15 protein-coding genes and 1 tRNA gene are annotated in these 18,781 nt (G+C 67.5%); 7 read left to right on the forward strand and 9 right to left on the reverse strand.

Translation table 11 applies throughout. The features are described 5' to 3' along the window. Positions 1-55 precede the first annotated feature (55 nt). The gene (gene gndA, locus I6N91_RS03240) at positions 56-1,492 is read right to left on the reverse strand and encodes an NADP-dependent phosphogluconate dehydrogenase (protein ID WP_198810509.1); all 1,437 of its coding nucleotides are present in this window, start codon (positions 1,490-1,492) and stop codon (positions 56-58) included. A 188-nt stretch (positions 1,493-1,680) separates the two neighbouring features. Here gndA and rlmN point away from each other — a divergent pair, with 188 nt between their 5' ends. Beyond that, the gene (gene rlmN / locus I6N91_RS03245; RefSeq protein ID WP_233091383.1) at positions 1,681-2,895 is read left to right on the forward strand and encodes a 23S rRNA (adenine(2503)-C(2))-methyltransferase RlmN; all 1,215 of its coding nucleotides are present in this window, start codon (positions 1,681-1,683) and stop codon (positions 2,893-2,895) included. Between the two features lie 126 nt (positions 2,896-3,021). Here rlmN and I6N91_RS03250 read toward each other — a convergent pair whose 3' ends face one another. From I6N91_RS03250 to I6N91_RS03270, 5 genes are all read right to left on the reverse strand, one after another. Continuing rightward, positions 3,022-5,133 carry an Ig-like domain-containing protein gene (locus I6N91_RS03250; protein WP_307843217.1) on the reverse strand — a complete coding sequence of 704 codons (2,112 nt, stop codon included), beginning with the start codon at positions 5,131-5,133 and terminating at the stop codon, positions 3,022-3,024. A gap of 471 nt (positions 5,134-5,604) precedes the next feature. Next, a tRNA-Val gene (locus tag I6N91_RS03255) sits at positions 5,605-5,680 on the reverse strand. A 121-nt stretch (positions 5,681-5,801) separates the two neighbouring features. Next, positions 5,802-6,722: an NAD-dependent protein deacetylase gene (locus I6N91_RS03260; RefSeq protein WP_198810696.1), complete on the reverse strand. Its 921-nt coding sequence runs from the start codon at positions 6,720-6,722 to the stop codon at positions 5,802-5,804. Positions 6,723-6,757: 35 nt separating this feature from the next. Next, on the reverse strand, positions 6,758-7,231 hold the full coding sequence (locus I6N91_RS03265; protein ID WP_198810511.1) for a redoxin domain-containing protein: 474 nt from the start codon (positions 7,229-7,231) through the stop codon (positions 6,758-6,760). A gap of 1 nt (position 7,232) precedes the next feature. Continuing rightward, positions 7,233-7,652, reverse strand: coding sequence for a DUF3052 domain-containing protein (locus tag I6N91_RS03270; protein WP_159616933.1), 420 nt, complete (start codon positions 7,650-7,652; stop codon positions 7,233-7,235). A 425-nt stretch (positions 7,653-8,077) separates the two neighbouring features. On the opposite strand from I6N91_RS03270, the gene aceE reads away from it, so the two are divergent. The 6 genes from aceE to fabF all read left to right on the forward strand — a co-directional run bounded on the left by aceE (position 8,078) and on the right by fabF (position 16,032). Continuing rightward, positions 8,078-10,831 (forward strand): pyruvate dehydrogenase (acetyl-transferring), homodimeric type, encoded by a 2,754-nt coding sequence (gene aceE, locus I6N91_RS03275; RefSeq protein ID WP_198810512.1) that lies wholly within the window; start codon positions 8,078-8,080, stop codon positions 10,829-10,831. Positions 10,832-10,973: 142 nt separating this feature from the next. Then, positions 10,974-12,227 (forward strand): PucR family transcriptional regulator, encoded by a 1,254-nt coding sequence (locus I6N91_RS03280; protein WP_374058906.1) that lies wholly within the window; start codon positions 10,974-10,976, stop codon positions 12,225-12,227. 93 nt (positions 12,228-12,320) lie between these two features. After that, positions 12,321-13,283: an ACP S-malonyltransferase gene (locus I6N91_RS03285; protein ID WP_198810514.1), complete on the forward strand. Its 963-nt coding sequence runs from the start codon at positions 12,321-12,323 to the stop codon at positions 13,281-13,283. Further along, positions 13,280-14,347, forward strand: coding sequence for a beta-ketoacyl-ACP synthase III (locus tag I6N91_RS03290; protein ID WP_198810515.1), 1,068 nt, complete (start codon positions 13,280-13,282; stop codon positions 14,345-14,347). Before I6N91_RS03285 ends, I6N91_RS03290 begins: the two co-directional genes overlap by 4 nt. Positions 14,348-14,426: 79 nt before the next feature. Continuing rightward, positions 14,427-14,672: an acyl carrier protein gene (locus I6N91_RS03295; RefSeq protein WP_120165357.1), complete on the forward strand. Its 246-nt coding sequence runs from the start codon at positions 14,427-14,429 to the stop codon at positions 14,670-14,672. Positions 14,673-14,796: 124 nt separating this feature from the next. Beyond that, positions 14,797-16,032: a beta-ketoacyl-ACP synthase II gene (fabF, locus tag I6N91_RS03300; protein ID WP_198810517.1), complete on the forward strand. Its 1,236-nt coding sequence runs from the start codon at positions 14,797-14,799 to the stop codon at positions 16,030-16,032. A 121-nt stretch (positions 16,033-16,153) separates the two neighbouring features. Here fabF and I6N91_RS03305 read toward each other — a convergent pair whose 3' ends face one another. From I6N91_RS03305 to I6N91_RS03315, 3 genes are all read right to left on the reverse strand, one after another. After that, positions 16,154-16,657, reverse strand: a complete 504-nt coding sequence (locus tag I6N91_RS03305) for a DUF3145 domain-containing protein (protein ID WP_198810518.1) — start codon at positions 16,655-16,657, stop codon at positions 16,154-16,156. 228 nt (positions 16,658-16,885) lie between these two features. Next, positions 16,886-17,839 carry a tyrosine recombinase XerC gene (locus I6N91_RS03310; RefSeq protein ID WP_198810698.1) on the reverse strand — a complete coding sequence of 318 codons (954 nt, stop codon included), beginning with the start codon at positions 17,837-17,839 and terminating at the stop codon, positions 16,886-16,888. Between the two features lie 38 nt (positions 17,840-17,877). Continuing rightward, complete coding sequence (locus tag I6N91_RS03315; protein WP_198810520.1) at positions 17,878-18,735, reverse strand: methylated-DNA--[protein]-cysteine S-methyltransferase; 858 nt, start codon at positions 18,733-18,735, stop codon at positions 17,878-17,880. Positions 18,736-18,781 lie beyond the last annotated feature (46 nt).

The raw sequence follows: 18,781 nt of genomic DNA on the forward strand, positions 1-18,781 counted from the left end.
CCCATAAGAAAGGCCCCGGTTCCCCGGGGCCTTTCTCGTGTCTAAGCCCGTTGGACTAGTGGGTGTCCACGGCTTCGATCTCCGAGCGGTCGCCGCTCCACTGGGTGTGGAAGGTGCCCTCGGCGTCGACCCGGTTGTAGGTGTGGGCGCCGAAGAGGTCGCGCAGTCCCTGGGTCAGGGCGGCGGGCAGGCGCTTGCGGCGCAGGCCGTCGTAGTAGGCCAGCGACGAGGAGAAGACGGGCACGGGGATGCCCAGCTGCACCGCCGTGGCCACGACGCGGCGCCAGGCCGGGACGGCCTCGGCGATGGCCTCGGTGAAGGCCGGCGCGAGCAGGAGGTTGGCCGGGCGGTCCGCGCCGGCGTAGGCCTTCATGACGTCGTCGAGCAGTTCGGCGCGGATGATGCAGCCGGCCCGCCAGAGGGAGGCGATCTCGTCGAGCTTGAGCTCCCAGCCGTACTCCTTCGCGGCGGCGCCGAGCATGTCCATGCCCTGGGCGTAGCTGACGATCTTCGACGCGTAGAGGGCAAGGCGCACGTCCTCGACGAACGACTCGGGCAGTTCAACGCTCGACTCGTGGCCCTTCAGCGTCTCCTGGGCCAGCACGCGCTGCTCCCGCTGGGACGACAGGCCGCGGGCGAACACGGACTCGGCGATGCCCGACGTCGGGCTTCCGAGCTCAAGCGCCGAGACGACTGTCCAGCGGCCGGTGCCCTTCTGGCCGGCGGAGTCGACGAGGATGTCGACGAACGGCTTATCGCTGCGCGGATCGGTGTGGCGGAGCACCTCGGCGGTGATCTCGATGAGGAAGGACGAGAGGGTGCCCTTGTTCCACTCGGTGAAGATGTCGGCCTGTTCGGCCGGTTCGATGCCGGCGGCCGAACGGAGGACGTCGTAGGCCTCGCCGATGACCTGCATGTCGGCGTACTCGATGCCGTTGTGGACCATCTTCACGAAGTGGCCCGCGCCGTCGGTGCCGACCCAGGCGCAGCACGCCTCGCCCTTGTACTTGGCCGAGATCTTCTCAAGCATGGGGCCGAGCGACTCGTAGGACTTGCGGGAACCGCCGGGCATGATCGAGGGCCCGAGCAGCGCGCCCTCCTCGCCGCCCGACACTCCGACGCCGACGAAGAACAGGCCCTTCTCGGCCAGCGCTGCCTCGCGCCGGCGGGTGTCCTCGTAGTGGGAGTTGCCCGCATCGATGATGATGTCTTCGGGCTCGAGCAACGGTGCCAGCTGATCGATGACGGAGTCCACCGGCTTGCCGGCCTTCACCATGATCAGGACCCGGCGGGGCTTCTCAAGCGAGTCGACGAGCTCCTGGAGGGATTCGGTGCGGATGAAGTCGCCCTCGTGGCCGTACTTCTCGAGCAGGGCGTCCGTCTTTTCGATCGACCGGTTATGCAGGGCCACGGTGTAGCCGTTGCGGGCCAGGTTGCGGGCGAGGTTGGCTCCCATGACGGCAAGCCCGGTTACTCCAATTTGTGCACTCAATTATTTCTCCGATGCTTCGAGGCGCGTCGTTGGCGCCTGCGCTGAGTGGGGGCATCTTCGCCCCCATCCCTTACTCCTCAGCCTATTACCGGCAGCGCTCCGGAAGCCACAGGACGGCATATGGCCTCGGTAACATTCGCCGCCGGCTGCGGACCCGCCGGTAAACAAGTCATGAAACAATGGAACCGATGACTGACGCGATTCTTTCCCCTGCTCCCGCCTCCCGCCCCCAGGTCCGCCCGGAGGTGGAGGGCGCCGCCCCGGTCGTCGGCAGCGACGGGCGTCCGCTGCTCCAGTTCAAGTCCCCGCGCGTGAAGCAGCCGCCGGTGCACCTGGCCGACCTCACGCTCACCGAACGCCAGGAACGGCTGAAGGAACTCGGCTACCCGGCGTACCGGGCCAAGCAGCTCTCCACCCATTACTTCAGCCACTACACCACCGACCCCGAGCTGATGAGCGACCTCCCCAAGGCGGGCCGGGCGGACATGGTGGAGGCGATGTTCCCGCCGCTGCTCACCAAGGTCAAGCAGCTCAAGACCGACAACGGCGACACCATCAAGTTCCTCTGGCGGCTGTTCGACGGCGCGCTCGTCGAGTCCGTCCTGATGCGCTACCCCGGCCGGGTCACCCTGTGCGTCTCCTCGCAGGCCGGGTGCGGCATGAACTGCCCCTTCTGTGCCACCGGCCAGGCTGGGCTGACCCGCAACATGTCGACCGCTGAGATCGTCGACCAGGTCGTCGCCGCAAACCGTGTCCTCGCCGCGGGCGAGCTCGGCGGGACCCGCACCGACGGCGGGCACGACGCCGACCGCGTCACCAACATCGTCTTCATGGGCATGGGCGAGCCGCTGGCGAACTACAAGCGCGTGATGGCCGCCGTCCACCGCTTCGTCGACGACTCCCCCGAAGGCCTGGGCATGTCGGCCCGGCACATCACCGTCTCCACGGTCGGACTGGTGCCCGCGATCAACAAGCTCGCGGCCGAGGACGTTCCCGTCACCTTCGCCCTGTCCCTCCACGCGCCCGACGACGAGCTGCGGGACGAACTGATCCCCGTAAACACCAAGTGGAAGGTGGACGAGGCCCTCGACGCCGCCTACAACTACTTCGCCACCACGGGGCGCCGGGTGAGCATCGAGTACGCGCTGATCAAGGACATGAACGACCACCCCTGGCGTGCGGACCTGCTGGCCAAGAAGCTGAACAAGCGCGGCCGCGGCTGGGTGCACGTCAACCCGATCCCGCTGAACCCGACGCCGGGGTCCATCTGGACGGCGTCGGAGCCCGCCGTCACCGCGGAGTTCATCAACCGGCTCCGCGACGCCGGCATCCCGACGACGCTGCGCGATACGCGCGGCCAGGAGATCGACGGGGCCTGCGGACAGCTCGCTGCGGCCGACTGACGCGGTCCGAAAACGACCACCGCGCCGCAAAGCGTCCCGCGCACCCGAAAACGACGACCGCACCGGTTTTATCCGGTGCGGTCGTCGTTTTCGGGTGCGCTCGTCGTGAACGCGTGCGGCCTGCTCCTACCTGAAGGTGAGGACCAGCTTCGGTGCCACCGTGCTGCCGGCCTCCCGGGAGTTGAGGTCAAGGCCGTCGCTGTTGGTGGAGTCCATGCCCAGGGAGAGCTGCTGGCCGAGCTCACCCGTCACGCCGCTGACCGTCAGCGGAACACTGTAGTTGGCGTTGGCCGAGGTCGGGCCCAGCGTGCCGATGCTGCTGCCGAGCGTCGGCCTGTTGCTGTACGTGATCCCCGTCTCGGTCCAGGCGTCGTTGGCGACCAGCTTGACGTTCTGGGTACCGACCGACCCGCTGCCCGCACTCCGCAGCTGCAGCGTCGCACTCTCGAGCGTCCTGCCGGCATAGGCCGAAAGGTCGAACTTCAGGTACGAGACCTCCACCGGGCTGGCGTCCACACCCAACATGGTCGATGTGCCGTAGTTCGTGCCCGTCGTTCCGCTCTCCACGTAGCTGTCGGCCGTGGCATTGAGCGTGACGGTCTCCGGAGTCCCACCGCCGCCGCCCGCTGCAGCGGTGGTGAAGGTCCACGTCTTGTCCGACGCCAGCGCGTTACCCGCGGCATCCTTCACCCCGGAGGATCCACCCTTGATCGTCGCCGTGTACGTCGTACCCGCCGCCAGGTCGGCACTTGGGTTCAACGTCGCAACGTTGCCGCTGTAGGTCACGGCGGCCGGCACCGGCGTCGTCGACCCCTGTGCCGTCAGCGTGAAGGTGGAGGGCGTGATCGTCGAGGCAGTCATCGCCTCCGAGAATGTTCCCGTTGCGTTCGTCGTCACCACCACACCCGTCGCGCCGGCGGTTGGGGAGGTGGCAGTCACCGTCGGTGCCGTCGTATCACCGCCACCGCCACCGCTGCCGCCGCTGCCGTCGTAGTAGTGCCAGTACCGGCTCGTGGCGTTAACATCGGCGAGCAGCAGCAGACCGCTGTTGGCCGTGCCGCGCGCCGAGCTGTTGAGGTTCTGCTTCGTCGACGTCGCGTTGTGCACGTACTGGTCGGCGTCGACGATCCGCGCCGTCTTTGAGGTGGTGAAGCTGATGGTGCTGAGCGGCGTGGATTTCTCGTAGATCGCACCACCGGAGCTGGTGCAGGCACCGGAGTTGGTCGTGCCACTTGGCTTGGGATAGGTGGCGAAGGTACGCAGCCTCTGCGTGCTCTCATCGATCAGGACGATCACCCGGTTCGGGCACTCGGCCACGGTTGCGATGGTGTGCGCCGACCACGTCGACGTCGAGTTGTTCAAGGCCAGCAGCTGGATCAGCGGCTGGGACGACGACGTGTACGACGTCTTGATGGCGGCGAAGACCCGACCACCGGAGGAATCCAGCCACTTCAGGTTCATATGGTCATCACCGCTGCGCTGCCCGGACACCGCCGCCACGGGAGTGGACCAGGAGGTGTTCGATGCTCCATCGACGTGGAAGCTGAAGTACATGCCGTCGGTTGAGTCACCGACCTGCCGGCTCCACATCAGACCCATTTTCCCGGGCCCGTAGGCAACCAAGGCCGCGGTGTCATCCACTGACACGCTGCTCCGTGACGCAGGATGCGCGAAGGGCGTCCCCCAGGTCTTGCCGTCGGTGCCGGTGACGTTCAGGTAGATCCGGTTCCCCTGCTGCCACGTGGCCCAGACCCGGCCGGTGGAGTCCTTGTCGATGGTCAGGACCTCAACCTTCGAGTTGTTGATCTGGGTGGAGCTCAGCAGCGTGTACGTCTTGCTGCTCGCGTTGTAGCTGTAGCGCTTCATGGTGGTCGGGAAGCCCGGCTCGGCCGGCAGGCCGTCGTTGACGAACCGGTAGCTCGCCACATGCAGGGTCGACCCGTCCCACAGCACGTCATGGTGGGTGCTCGACCGCGTGTCGGTCTTCACCCCCGTATTGACCCACGAGTTCGTCGAGGGGTTGAACCTGAAGATATGGAAGTCCGAGCTGGACGTGTCCCACAGGTTGCCCCACCACAGCCCGTCGTGGAACCACAGATTGCTGGTGGCCCGTTTGGTGCCCGTCGGCGTCCCCGTCCCCGAATGCGACGGACCCTCGACCCCGACATCGCCGGTCGCGCCGGATGCCGCGACCGGCATCACCACGGCGCCCACCGTAACCAGCAGCGCCGTCAGCACCGCATTGATCCGCAGAGTCTGCGGCCCGCGGGGACGCGGACCACCTCTGCGCCGTAATCCAAATTGAGAAGTCCTGCGGCCGTCACCACGACGGCGAAGTGAGAAGAAAGCAGAGTCCAGCACCAGTTGCCCCCTGGATTTAAAGATGGATCCCCAGTGCGTCAAGTCTGGAGGGGCCGATCCATCGAGCGCAACCCAATTTGGAATGACTCCATACCCTAATTGGAGCCGGTTTCTACCTTGAATTGGAGTGACTTTCTACCCTAAATTGCTGGGACTCTCTACCCTGATCACTTGATTTTCGACCAGTTCGAGGTGGAGTCAGCCGTCGCGCCAGTCGGGCGCAGTCGAAGTGCTGATGGTGGTGCCCACTGCCTTCGTGGGACAGCGGCGCCGAGTCCTTCAGGGAACAGCCGCACTCACGCAGAAACCCCGTTCCCGCAGCATCTAAGCCGGGAAACGGGGTTTCGGTGGTGGGTCCTACCGGGATCGAACCGATGACATCCACGGTGTAAACGTGGCGCTCTACCAGCTGAGCTAAAGACCCAAATTCGTGAATGCGTCGCCGCCGGGAAAATCCGGAAGGGCGCTCATTCCGAGGACTGACTCTACCCGATGACCGACGGCGCGCGCCAATCGCTGGCACCCGGCACACGGGCAGCCCGCGCTCAATTCTCCAGCGCAGGCAGCCTTTCCGCGAGGTAGGTCAGTGACTCCGAGACCCCGGCGTCGATGAGCAGGGTCGCCAGGTCGTCGCCCCGGGTCGCACCGCGGTTGATGATGACCACGGGCTTCCCTGCTTTGTGCGCGTGACGGACGAACCGCAGCCCGCTCATCACGGTGAGTGAGGACCCGGCGACCAGCAGGGCCCCGGCCTCGTCCACCATGCGGTAGGCCTCGGCGACCCGGTCCTTCGGGACGTTCTCGCCGAAGTAGACGAAGTCCGGCTTGAGCATGCCGCCGCAGACCGGGCACGGTGCGATGACGAAATCGGCGGTGTCGTCGACATCGGCGTCGGCGTCGGGGGCGACGTCCCCGGCGTCGGACTCGCGCTCCAGGTAGCCGGGGTTGAGCTTCTCGAGCAGGTCGGCGATCTCGGCCCGCCGGAACGGCGTCCTGCAGTTGAGGCAGACAACCCGGTCGTAGGTGCCGTGGAGGTCGATGACGTTGACGCTGCCGGCCGTTGAGTGGAGCCGGTCCACGTTCTGGGTGATGAGCCCGGTGATCAGCCCGCGCTGCTCGAGGCGGGCGACGGCGGCGTGGCCCGGGTTGGGGTCGGCGTGGCGCAGGTGGCGCCAGCCCACGTGGTTGCGGGCCCAGTACCGCCGGCGGAGGGCTTCATCGCCGACGAACTGCTGGTAGGTCATCGGGTTGCGCGGGGGCGACGACGGCCCGCGGTAGTCGGGAATGCCCGAGTCCGTGCTGAGGCCCGCCCCGGTCAGGACGGCAAGCCGCAGGCCGGAGAGCAGCTCCACGGCCGCATCGAGCCGGGCTAGAGCATCGGCATCGAGGGGTGCCAGGGCGGCGGAGCCGTCCGTCGCGAATCCGGTGAGTCCGAAGCGCGGATGAGCTGCCTGATCCGACGGCACGGGATCGCCGGGGGGATCTTGTCCTGGCTGCGCGCTCACGCCGCACCCGCCAACGAGGCGACGGCGGCGGCATAGTCGGCCGCGCTGCGGGGCTCGCCCGGGCCGGAACTGACGACGGAGGAGACTACGCCGGTGGCGTCGAGGAAGAAGGTGAACCGCCCGGCGTGGCCCGCCCGCACGTCGAAGACGCCGAAGGCCTGGGCTGCGGCGCCGTGGGGCCAGAAGTCTGAAAGGAGATCGAAGGTGAGGCCTTCGGCCTCGGCGTATGCCCGGAGGGCGTACTTGGAGTCGGTCGAGAGACCGAGCAGCCGCACACCATGGGCCGAGAAGAGGGCCCGGGAAGCCTGCAGGTCCGACAGTTCCCGGGTGCAGACCCGGGAGAAGGCTGAGGGAAAGAAGACGAGCGCCGCGGGTGCACCCCGAAGGGCACTCAAACGAACCGTTTCGCCATGCTGGTTCACCAGCTCGGCATCGGGTGCGGGCTCACCCGGAACAGGGAGCCTCGTCACGTTACTGCTTCCGCCGGCTCACCAGGCGGGTTGCGGCCCACTCCTTCGAGACTCCCGCGGAGGAGGTTGAGTGGAGGCCCGCAGTGGGCGCGGCCTCCTGGATTTCGGATGGAGCCACGTAGCCCTCGCGCCCGGGCTTGGGGGTGAGGACCCAGATGACGCCGCCTTCGCCGAGGGAAACCAGCGCGTCGACGAGCGCATCAACGAGGTCGCCATCGTTGTTGCGCCACCACAGGATGACGCCGTCCACGACGTCCTGGTCGTCCTCCATCAGAAGTTCCGACCCGATGTCGGCCTCGAGCGCGTCGCGGAAGTCGAAGTCGACGTCCTCGTCGTAGCCGAGCTCCTGAACAAGGTCACCGGTCTTCAAACCCAACTTGCCCGCCACACTTACTGCAGTGGCGGCTTCGGCCTCGCTCACTTAGTTCCTCCTGAAGAACGCCGGGACCGTCCAGATGACGAATCCGCACAAAGGTAGTCTTGTATTACTACCAGCCAACACCTTTATACGCCACGCTTCAAGCTGGCATGACCTTTGCCCGGGCGGCTGCGGGCCCCACCTGTCGGCGCCGCGCCCCTCTTTACCGCCGCGCCGGGCCCATCCACCGTCCGACGCCGCCCTGCACGGCGTCCACCGGCGGGCGGCTGCGGCCCTGCGGTCCGCGGTTTCGCCCAGCGCGAAGCTGCGGCTACGCATCCGGCCCGCCGCGGCGATAGAGTGATTCGGTGAACGGCCTCGGTTAATCAGCCCCCGGCCGGACCTGCACAATCATTCGGGCAATCGATCCGAAGCTCAAAGTCATAAGCGTCGCTGACATCATCGGCGACAAGTGGAGAGGTTTTCGCGTGGCTGCAGAAGAAGGTACGGCAGATATTTTGAGTGGTCTGACCGTGGGCAAGCCCGATGGCGACCCTGAGGAGACAGCTGAGTGGATCGAGTCCCTCGATCAGCTCATCCGCACCCAGGGCACCGAGCGGGCGCAGTACATCATGCGTTCGCTGCTCCAGCGGGCAGGAGCACAGAGCGTCGGCGTTCCGATGGTGACCACCACGGACTACGTCAACACCATTCCCGCCGACCAGGAGCCCGAGTTCCCCGGCGACGAGGAGATCGAACGCAAGTACCGCGCATGGATGCGCTGGAACGCGGCGGTCATGGTGCACCGGGCACAGCGGCCCGAGATCGGCGCGGGCGGGCACATCTCGACCTACGCCGGAGCGGCAACTCTGTATGAAGTCGGCTTCAACCACTTCTTCCGGGGCAAGGACCACCCGGGCGGCGGCGACCAGGTGTTCTTCCAGGGCCACGCCTCCCCCGGCATGTACGCCCGGGCTTTCCTCGAAGGGCGCCTCACCGAAGAGGACCTCGACGGGTTCCGTCAGGAAAAGTCGAAGGAGGGCCACGCGCTCTCCTCCTACCCGCACCCGCGGCTCATGCCCGAGTTCTGGGAATTCCCCACCGTGTCCATGGGCATCGGTCCGATGAACGCCATCTACCAGGCGCAGTCGAACCGCTACCTCCACAACCGCGGCATTAAGGACACCTCCGACCAGCAGGTCTGGGCGTTCCTGGGCGACGGCGAGATGGACGAGCCCGAATCGCGCGGCCTCCTGCAGCTCGCCGCCAACGAGAACCTTGACAACCTGAACTTCGTCATCAACTGCAACCTGCAGCGCCTCGATGGCCCGGTGCGCGGCAATGGCAAGATCATGCAGGAGCTCGAGGCGTTCTTCCGCGGCGCCGGCTGGAACGTCATCAAGGTCGTCTGGGGCCGCGAGTGGGACTCGCTGCTCGAGAAGGACAATGACGGGGCGCTGGTGGAGATCATGAACACCACCCCCGACGGCGACTACCAGACCTTCAAGACCGAGTCCGGCGGATTCGTCCGGGACCACTTCTTCGGCAGGTCGCCGGCCACCAAGGCGATGGTCGCGGACATGACCGATGCGCAGATCTGGAACCTCAAGCGCGGCGGCCACGACTACCGCAAGGTGTACGCGGCGTATAAGGCGGCCACCGAGTTCAAGGGCAAGCCCACCGTCATCCTCGCCAAGACCGTCAAGGGTTACGGCCTGGGCCCGCACTTCGAGGGCCGCAATGCGACCCACCAGATGAAGAAGCTGACCCTCGAGGACCTGAAGGCCTTCCGCGACCACCTGCGGATCCCCATCACCGACGAGCAGATCGACAACGACCTCTACAACCCGCCGTACTACCACCCGGGCCCCGACGCGCCGGAGATCAAGTACCTGCTGGAGCGCCGCCGCGAGCTCGGCGGGTTCGTGCCCGAGCGCCGCACCAAGCACACCCCGGTCGCGCTCCCCGGCGAGAAGGCCTACGAGGTCGCCAAGCGCGGCTCCGGCAAGCAGCAGGCAGCCACCACCATGGCCTTCGTGCGCGTGCTAAAGGATCTGATGCGGGACAAGGAGTTCGGCAACCGGATCGTGCCCATCATTCCTGATGAGGCGCGCACCTTCGGCATGGATTCCTTCTTCCCCACGGCGAAGATTTACAACCCCAAGGGCCAGAACTACCTGTCGGTGGACCGGGACCTCGTCCTGGCCTACAAGGAGTCGATTCAGGGCCAGATCCTGCACGCAGGCATCAACGAGGCCGGTTCGGTGGCTGCCTTCACCGCCGCGGGCACGGCTTACGCCACCCACGGCGAACCGTTGATCCCGGTCTACGTCTTCTACTCGATGTTCGGGTTCCAGCGCACCGGCGATTCCATCTGGGCGGCCGCCGACCAGATGGCCCGCGGCTTCATCATCGGAGCCACCGCCGGGCGCACCACGCTCACCGGCGAGGGACTCCAGCACGCCGACGGGCACTCGCCGCTGCTGGCCTCGACCAACCCCGCCGTCGTCACCTACGACCCGGCCTACGGCTATGAGATCGGGCACATCGTCCGCGACGGCCTGCGCCGGATGTATGGCGAGAACCCCGGCGGTTCGGAGTCCGACCGGAACCTCATGTACTACCTCACGGTGTACAACGAGCCGTTCGTGCAGCCGGCCGAACCGGAGGAACTCGACGTCGAGGGCCTGCTCAAGGGCATCTACCTCCTGAAGCCGGCGAAGGTCGACGGCCCGCGCACGCAGCTGCTCGCCTCCGGCGTGGCGGTGCCCTGGGCCATCGAGGCCCAGCAGATCCTCGCGGAGGACTGGGGGGTGTCGGCCGATGTCTGGTCCGTCACGTCCTGGAACGAACTGCGCCGCGACGGCATTGCCGCCGAGGAGGAGGCGTTCCTGAACCCCGGCGGGGAGGCCCGCAAGCCGTTCGTCACCCAGCAGCTGGAGGGTGCCACCGGCCCCATCGTCGCCGTCAGCGACTTCATGAAGGCCGTTCCGGACCAGATCCGGCAGTTCCTGCCGAACGAGTTCGCAACGCTCGGCGCCGACGGGTTCGGTTTCTCCGACACCCGTGCCGCCGCCCGCCGGTTCTTTAAGATCGACAGCCACTCGGTCGTCGTCCGGGCGCTGGAGATGCTCGCCCGCCGCGGCGAGGTCGATGCGAATGCACCGAAGGACGCCATCGAGAAGTACTCGCTGCTCGACGTGAACGCCGGAACCACCGGCAACGCCGGAGGCGACAGCTGATCCTGCTCAAGGGGTCCCCGGGCCTGACCCGGTGACGGCGGGCGGTGGACGAAAGTCCACCGCCCGCCATTGCGTTTAAGCACTTTCTTTGTAGCTGTCCCACAAAATGGAGCTTCCCGGGCGAAAACCGTATGCTCGGTTCATGCCGCTCCCCGACAGCCCTGCCTCCCCGCCCCGGACCGCCGGGGCCGCCAGAGGGTCATCGGCCGCGCCTCCGGATCCCGACACCGTGGAGCGGCTGCGCTCGAAGATCGGGGCCCTCTCGACGGCGACCCTGAAGCAGCTTGACTCCGACCTCCCCTGGTACCGCGGGCTGCGCCCCGATGAACGTTCGGCGCTAGGCATGGTCGCCCAGAAGGGGATCGCCTCCTTCGTCAACTGGTACCAGCGGCCCGTCTCCCCTGCCTGGGTGCTCAGCGACGTCTTCGGCACCGCCCCGACGGAGCTGACGCGCTCGATCAGCCTCCAGAAGGCCCTCCAGCTGATCCGTGTCGTGGTTCAGGTGGTCGAGGACCAGGTGCCCTTCCTGGCGCCGCCGGCCGATCAGGCACCGCTGCGCGAGGCGGTGCTCCGCTACTCCCGCGAGGTCGCCTTCGCCGCCGCCGACGTCTATGCCCGTGCCGCCGAGACGCGCGGATCCTGGGACACCCGGCTCGAGGCCCTTGTGGTCGATGCAATCCTGCGCGGTGAGAGCTCCGATGCCCTGCGGTCCCGCATCGCCGCGGTCGGGTGGAACTCCACGGGCCGCATCACGGTGATGGTGGGCAGCGCGCCGCCCGAACCCAACGCCGGGTTCCTCAACGAACTCCGGCGCGTCACCGGACGCCTGGCGGAGGACACCCTCGTCGGTATCCAGGGCGACCGCCTCATCCTGGTCCTCGGCGGCGTGCACGAGCGCGACGCCTCCTACACCCGCCTCAGCGAACTGTTTGGGCCGGGCCCCGTGGTGTACGGCCCGGAGGCGGAGTCCCTCGTCGCGGCAAGCAGCTCCGCGCAGGCCGCCTTCGCCGGCCTCACCGCAGCGAAGGCCTGGCCGACGGCGCCCCGGCCGGTGTCCGCGGAGGACCTCTGGCCCGAGCGGGTCGTCTCCGGCGACGACTCGGCGCGGAAGGCCCTGGTCCACAACATCTACCGGCCGCTGATCAACGCCTCAAACGGCCTTGAGCAGACCCTCTCCGCCTACCTGACGCTGGGGCACTCGCTCGAGGCCACCTCGCGTGCGCTGTTCGTCCACGCCAACACCGTTCGATACCGGCTCCGCCGGGTGTGCGACGTCACCGGATGGGACCCGCTGCTCCCCCGGGAGGCGTTTGTGCTGCAGACGGCGCTGGTCGTCGGGCGGCTCTATCAGCCCTCCAAGTCCTCCCCGGAACGGTCGCCGACCCGCTCCGGCTAGGGCTGGACCTTGTAGAGTTCCTACAAAGCGTCCGCCGCAGCTTGGTTCGACGAAACACCCGAGAAAGCACCGCCGATTTGGAAAGCTGGAAACGTGCTCGCAATCGCCTGCCCCGGCCAGGGGTCCCAAACGCCAGGATTCCTCAGCCCGTGGCTTGAACTGCCCGGCGTCGCCGGGCACCTCGCCCTCCTCAGCGACCAGGCCGGCGTCGACCTGGTCAAGCACGGCACGGTGTCCGACGAGGACACCATCAAGGACACCGCCGTCGCACAGCCCCTGATTGTTGCCGCAGGGCTGGTCGCCGCCCGGGTGCTCCTCGAGAACCGCCCGATGACCGCCGGGACCGTCGTCGCGGGCCACTCGGTGGGTGAGCTGACCGCGACGGCCATCTCGGGCGCCCTTACCGAGGCCGACGCGATCGCCTTCGTCCGCGTCCGTGCCACCGCCATGGCCGAAGCCGCCGCGGCCGTGCCCACGGGCATGAGCGCCGTCCTGGGCGGCGATCCCGACGACGTCGCGCAGGTCCTGGACCGGCTCGGCCTCACCGCCGCGAACGCCAACGGCGGCGGCCAGGTGGTGGCCGCCGGGACGCTCGAGCAGCTCGCCGCCCTCGCCGCCGAGCCGCCGGCCAAGGCCCGGGTGATCCCGCTGAAGGTCGCCGGCGCGTTCCACACTTTCCACATGGCCCCGGCCGTGACCGCGCTTGAGGCCCTGCGCCCTTCGCTCACTCCCGCCGAACCCCTGCCGACCCTGCTCTCGAATTACGACGGGCAGCCGGTGAGCACCGGTGAGGCGAACCTTGACAGCCTCATCGCCCAGGTGTCACGCCCGGTGCGGTGGGATCTGTGCATGGCGTCAATGCAGGAAATGGGGGTGACCGGCATGCTGGAGCTGGCCCCGGCGGGCACCCTGACCGGGCTGGCGAAACGCGGAATGCGCGGTACGGCCGCATTGCCCGTAAAATCTCCGGAGGACCTCGACGCGGCCCGCGCCTTCATCGACGAGCATTCGCGTCTCCTGGATACCGACTCATCCCTGGCAGAAGGACATCAGTGAGCACTCCGGCTCTTCAGCAGGCTCCCCTGCGCGACTACACCCGCATTCTCGGCGTCGGGGCATACCGGCCCGAGGTGATCGTCACCAATGACGACGTCGTGCAGTGGATCGATTCCTCCGACGAATGGATCCGCCAGCGCACGGGCATCGTCACCCGCCACCGCGCTCCGCGCGACGTGAGCGTCATCGACATGGCCGAGGCGGCCGCCCGCGAGGCCCTGGCCAACGCCGGCATCGACGCGAAGCAGCTCGGCGGGGTGCTCGTCTCCACAGTCACCCACCCCTACGCCACTCCTTCGGCGTCCGCGCAGCTCGCGGACCGGCTCGGCGCGACCCCCGCCCCGGCGTACGACATCTCCGCGGCATGCGCAGGCTACTGCTACGGCATTGCGCAGGCCGACGCCCTCGTGCACGCCGGTACGGCGGAGTACGTCCTGGTCGTCGGCGTCGAAAAGCTTTCGGACTTCATCGACAACTCCGACCGCACCATCTCCTTCCTGCTGGGTGACGGCGCGGGCGCCGTCGTCGTCGGCCCGTCGACCACGGCGGGCATCGGCCCGTCTGTGTGGGGCTCGGACGGCAGCAAGCACGAGTCGATCCGCATGACCCGCTCCCTCATCGACATCCGCGACTACTCCCTCGGCGCCCTCGCCGCTTCGGAGGGCGACGGCGAAGCCGCCGACTCCGACGCGGAGCAGGCCTCCCTGTGGCCCACGATGCGCCAGGACGGACCCACGGTGTTCCGCTGGGCGGTGTGGGAGATGGCCAAGGTCGCCCAGCAGGCACTCGATGCTGCGGGAATCTCTGCCGACGACCTCGCGGCCTTCCTGCCACACCAGGCGAACATCCGTATTATCGATGAGATGGTCAAGCAGCTGAAGCTTCCCGAACACGTGAGCGTGGCCCGTGACATAGTCGATGCGGGGAACACCTCCGCTGCGTCGATTCCGCTGGCCATGCACCGGCTGCTGAAGGAACAGCCGGAACTGAGCGGCGGGCTCGCCCTGCAGATCGGTTTCGGAGCCGGGCTCGTCTTCGGCGCCCAGGTCGTCGTCCTTCCCTGACTTTCCACGCCCAAGCCGCCGACAGCGGTTTGACCCAACCACGCCGGGACCGCCCGGCAGTAACAGAAAAGGAGCCACTATGGCTAACAACGAAGAAATCCTGGCCGGTCTGGCCGAGATCGTCAACGAGGAAACGGGCCTCGCTCCCGAGTCCGTCCAGATGGACAAGTCCTTCACCGACGACCTCGACATCGACTCGATCTCCATGATGACCATCGTCGTCAACGCCGAGGAGAAGTTCGGCGTCCGCATCCCGGACGAAGAAGTCAAGAACCTCAAGACCGTAGGCGACGCCGTTACCTTCATCGCCGGCGCGCAGGCGTAACACCTGCTCCGCGAGGAGCGACGGCGGCAGCCTCCGGCCCGAGCGCCGGAGGCAGCCGCCCTTCTTCACCCTAGGTTCCCGCCGGAAGGCGTCGACCGACCCAACGCTTTGAAAGAGTGACCCCATGCCCCGCAAAGTAGTCATCACCGGCCTCGGTGCGACAACGCCCATCGGCGGTGACGTACCCACCATGTGGGCAAACGCCCTCAAGGGTGTTTCCGGTGCTCACACCATCGAGGCCGACTGGGTCCAGAAATACGAACTTCCCGTCACGTTCGCGGCCCAGGTCTCCACACCGGCCACCGAAGTCCTCACGCGCGTCGAGGCCAAGCGGATGGATCCCTCAACCCAGTTCGCCGTCGTCGCTTCCCGCGAAGCCTGGCGCGACTCCGGCATTGAAGAGGTCGACCCGGACCGCCTGGCCGTTGCCTTCGCCACCGGCATCGGCGGAGTGTGGACCCTGCTCGATGCCTGGGACACCCTGCGCGAAAAGGGCCCCCGCCGCGTCCTGCCGATGACCGTGCCCATGCTGATGCCCAACGGTCCGGCAGCTGCGGTCAGCCTCGACATCGGAGCACGCGCCGGCGCGCACACCCCCGTCTCGGCCTGCGCCTCCGGCACCGAGGCCCTCCACCAGGGCCTCGAACTGATCCGCTCCGGCAAGGCCGACGTCGTCATGTGCGGCGGCGCCGAGGCGGCGATCCACCCCATGCCGATGGCCGCGTTCGCCTCGATGCAGGCCCTCTCGCGCCGCAATGACGACCCCGAGCACGCCTCCCGGCCGTACGACCTCAACCGTGACGGTTTTGTCATGGGTGAGGGCGCCGGCGCCCTGGTGCTCGAGGCAGAGGAGCACGCCCTCGCCCGCGGCGCCCGCATCTACGGCGAACTGGCCGGCACGTCCGTCACCGCCGACGCGTACCACATCACCGCACCGGACCCGGGCGGACTGGGCGCGACCCGCGCCCTCAAGGCCGCGCTGTTCGACGCGCGGGCCCTGCCCTCGGACGTCGTCCACATCAACGCCCACGCCACCTCCACGCCGGTCGGTGACAAGCCAGAGTACATCGCGCTGAAGGAAGCGCTCGGCTCGCACATCGGCAACGTTGCGGTTTCGGCCACCAAGTCGCAGACCGGCCACCTCCTCGGTGCCTCGGGCGCCGTCGAGGCCGTCATGACCGTCATGGCCGTGTACGACCGGAGCGCCCCGATGACGATCAATCTGGAGAACCAGGACCCCGAGATCCCCCTCGACGTCGTGACCTCCGAGCGCAAGCTTCCCGGCGGAGACATAGTGGCGCTGAGCAACTCGTTCGGCTTCGGCGGCCACAATGCCGTCGTCGTCATCCGGAACGTCTAGCCTCACCTAGCACAAAGAAGGGCACCCCCATCCGGGAGTGCCCTTCTTTGTGCTATGGCAGTACGGCCGCGCTTCTGCTCAAGGGCCCCTTGCCGAACCGGCAGCAGCTGCCGGGTGCCTGTTAGCCGACCTGGTGGAGCCAGCGGACGGGAGCGCCTTCGGCTGCGTGGCGGAATGGCTCGAGCTCTTCGTCCCAGGATTCGCCGAGTGCGAGGGACAGCTCGTTGTAGACGGCCGACGGATCGCCGGCGCCTGCCTCGTAGGCGTAGCGGATGCGGTCCTCGGAGACCATGATGTTCCCGTGGACGTCGGTGGTGGCGTGGAAGATGCCGAGTTCGGGGGTGTGGGACCAGCGTCCGCCGTCGACACCGGCGCTCTGCTCCTCGGTGACCTCGTAGCGGAGGTGCGCCCAGCCGCGCAGGGCCGACGCGAGCTGCGCTCCCGAGCCCTGGGGTCCGGTCCAGGAGAGCTCGGCGCGGTGCATTCCGGGCGCGGCGGGCTGAGGCCTCCAGTCCAGGTCGGCCCGCTTGTCGAGCACCGACCCAATGGCCCACTCGACATGAGGGCACAACGCGGAAGGGGCTGAGTGCACGTACAAAACACCGCGGGCCATCACAACAGACATTCCATCCTCCATAGCTTTAGGTACGTCTTCCCCAACGACCTGCATGGCAGATGAAACGGTGCAGCTTTGCGTGTGCTTTGACGACACTGCCCTGTGTGCAGTGTGCCGGATGACTAACTAGGAATCATTGTGCCGTACAACTCACCGGAGCGCCACTGTAACTACTCAGGTAATTGCAGAAATTACTTGCTTTCCGGCGAGCCTCTGAATTCCGGTCCACGGGACGTATTATGCGCGGGGATGAGACTGCTCGTAACTCCGGCGCAACCGGTCCACCGAGACATGCGTATAAATCTGGGTTGTCGCCAGGCTGTTGTGGCCGAGGATCTCTTGGACGGCCCGCAGATCGGCGCCGCCGTCGAGGAGGTGTGTGGCGGTGCTGTGGCGGATGGCGTGCGGCCCCGAGGCCGAGGTGCCGCCGAGTGCGGCGAACAGTTTTTGGACGGTGCCGCGCACCGCGCGCTGGTCGATCCGGCCGCCGCGCCGGCCGAGGAACACGGCCGGCCCGCTGGCTGCGGTTGAGAACTGGGGCCGGCCGCGCCGCAGCCAGTCATCCAGCGCGTGGGCCGCAGGCACTCCGAAGGGAACCGTCCGCTCCTTGTTGCCCTTGCCGAGCACCGTGAGGGTGCGCCGCTCGGTGTTGAGGTCGTCGATATCCAGTCCGGTCAGCTCTCCGACGCGGATGCCGGTGCCGTAGAGGAGTTCGACCATGGCGCGGGCCTGGAGGGCGCCTCCCTCCCCCGCCGCAGCGGCTTCCTCCAGCGAGGCGAAGATGGAGTCAAGCTGGGCCCGGGTGACGACGTGGGGCAGCGACTTTTCCCGCTTCGGCGCCCGCAGCCGGAGGGCGGGATTGACCGAGATGAGTTCTTCGCGCTCGGCCCAGGCCATGAAGCTGCGGGCGGTCGCCGCGCGCCGGGCGATGGTGGAGCGGGACAGCCCCGCGCTGTCGAGCGAGCCCAGCCAGGCCCGGAAGTCGCTGAGCTCCACGTCCTCAAGCCGTTCGGTGCCCCGGGCCCGGACGAAGCCCAGCAGCAGTTCGAGGTCGGTCAGGTAGGCCCTGACCGTGTGCTCAGAACGGTTACGTTCGGCCTCAAGATACCGCCTGTACCTGTCGACCGCGTCAGCGAAGGACGGTGAGAGGTCGGCCGCCGGCTTGCCTGCGGGAGTCTTCGCAACAGCGATGTCCAGCTCCCTTCCGGCTTTGTACAATTCTTGGACCTCTACTCTGCTCCTTCCTGATGACCGCGTCCAACAGGCGCTCCGGACACGAGGTCCCTTTGTTGTCCACGGGACCGCCCCCGCCCAGTGCCGCCCCGTGGGCTGCCCGCTCCCGATATAGCTCTCAGGGCCGAACTCCCCTCCGCCGAGACGCCCGCGGTATCCGTTGCGATGACCGGCCCGGCGGTGATCCCTGTCCGCCCTGATTCCCCGGCGGCACTTCGCGCTGTGTTGACCTCCTCCGAAACGGCCGCTCCCTCGAGGTCAAGCAGGAACCGTTTGGCGTCGATCCCGGCTGCATAGCCCGCGAGCGCCCCGTTTCCCGCAACAACCCGATGGCCCGGGATGAGGATCGACAGGGGGTTCGCCCGTACCGCGGCACCGACGGCCCGGCCCATGGCGGGGTTGCCCAGTGCCGCGGCAATGCTTCGGTAGGTGCGTGTCTGGCCGTAGGGAATTCGAGCGACGGCGGCCCACACGCGGTGCTGGAACCCCGTGCCGGCTGGGAGGAGCAGCAGCTGGAAGGAGCGTCGGGTTCCCGCGAAGTACTCTTCGAGCTGTCGGGCTGCGTCGATGAGGACTCCGCCCGCATCCCTTCCCGTAGAGCCTCCGTGCTCCCTTGGCACGATCCCGTTCACTACCGTGCCGGCGGTAACGCTCGGCTCGCTGCCCGGCGGGGCCCCTGCCTTGGGGTGTCCGGCATCCCGGTGGCCCGGCCGGTGTTCCTGCCAGGGCTCCCCCAGCAGCACCACTCCGGGCTGCGGGTCGTGCCGTTCGTGGTAGGCACCGACGAGTCCGCCTTGTGCCGCCACAAGAATCAAGCCGCCGATAGGACTTTCGATGCGGTAATGCTGTCTCATCGCAGATTCTCCTCGTTCTTCTTGAGGTGCAGGATTCTTCCCGGTT

Origin of the sequence: Arthrobacter sp. MSA 4-2, assembly GCF_016405885.1 — a bacterium.
In the GTDB taxonomy this organism is placed as follows: domain Bacteria; phylum Actinomycetota; class Actinomycetes; order Actinomycetales; family Micrococcaceae; genus Arthrobacter_D.

Coding starts and splice junctions, on each gene's coding strand:
- fabF (WP_198810517.1), top strand. CDS start 14,797: ATGCCCCGCAAAGTAGTCATCACCGGCCTCGGTGCGACAACGCCCATC.
- I6N91_RS03295 (WP_120165357.1), top strand. CDS start 14,427: ATGGCTAACAACGAAGAAATCCTGGCCGGTCTGGCCGAGATCGTCAAC.
- rlmN (WP_233091383.1), top strand. CDS start 1,681: ATGACTGACGCGATTCTTTCCCCTGCTCCCGCCTCCCGCCCCCAGGTC.
- I6N91_RS03315 (WP_198810520.1), bottom strand. CDS start 18,735: ATGAGACAGCATTACCGCATCGAAAGTCCTATCGGCGGCTTGATTCTT.
- I6N91_RS03305 (WP_198810518.1), bottom strand. CDS start 16,657: ATGTCTGTTGTGATGGCCCGCGGTGTTTTGTACGTGCACTCAGCCCCT.
- I6N91_RS03280 (WP_374058906.1), top strand. CDS start 10,974: ATGCCGCTCCCCGACAGCCCTGCCTCCCCGCCCCGGACCGCCGGGGCC.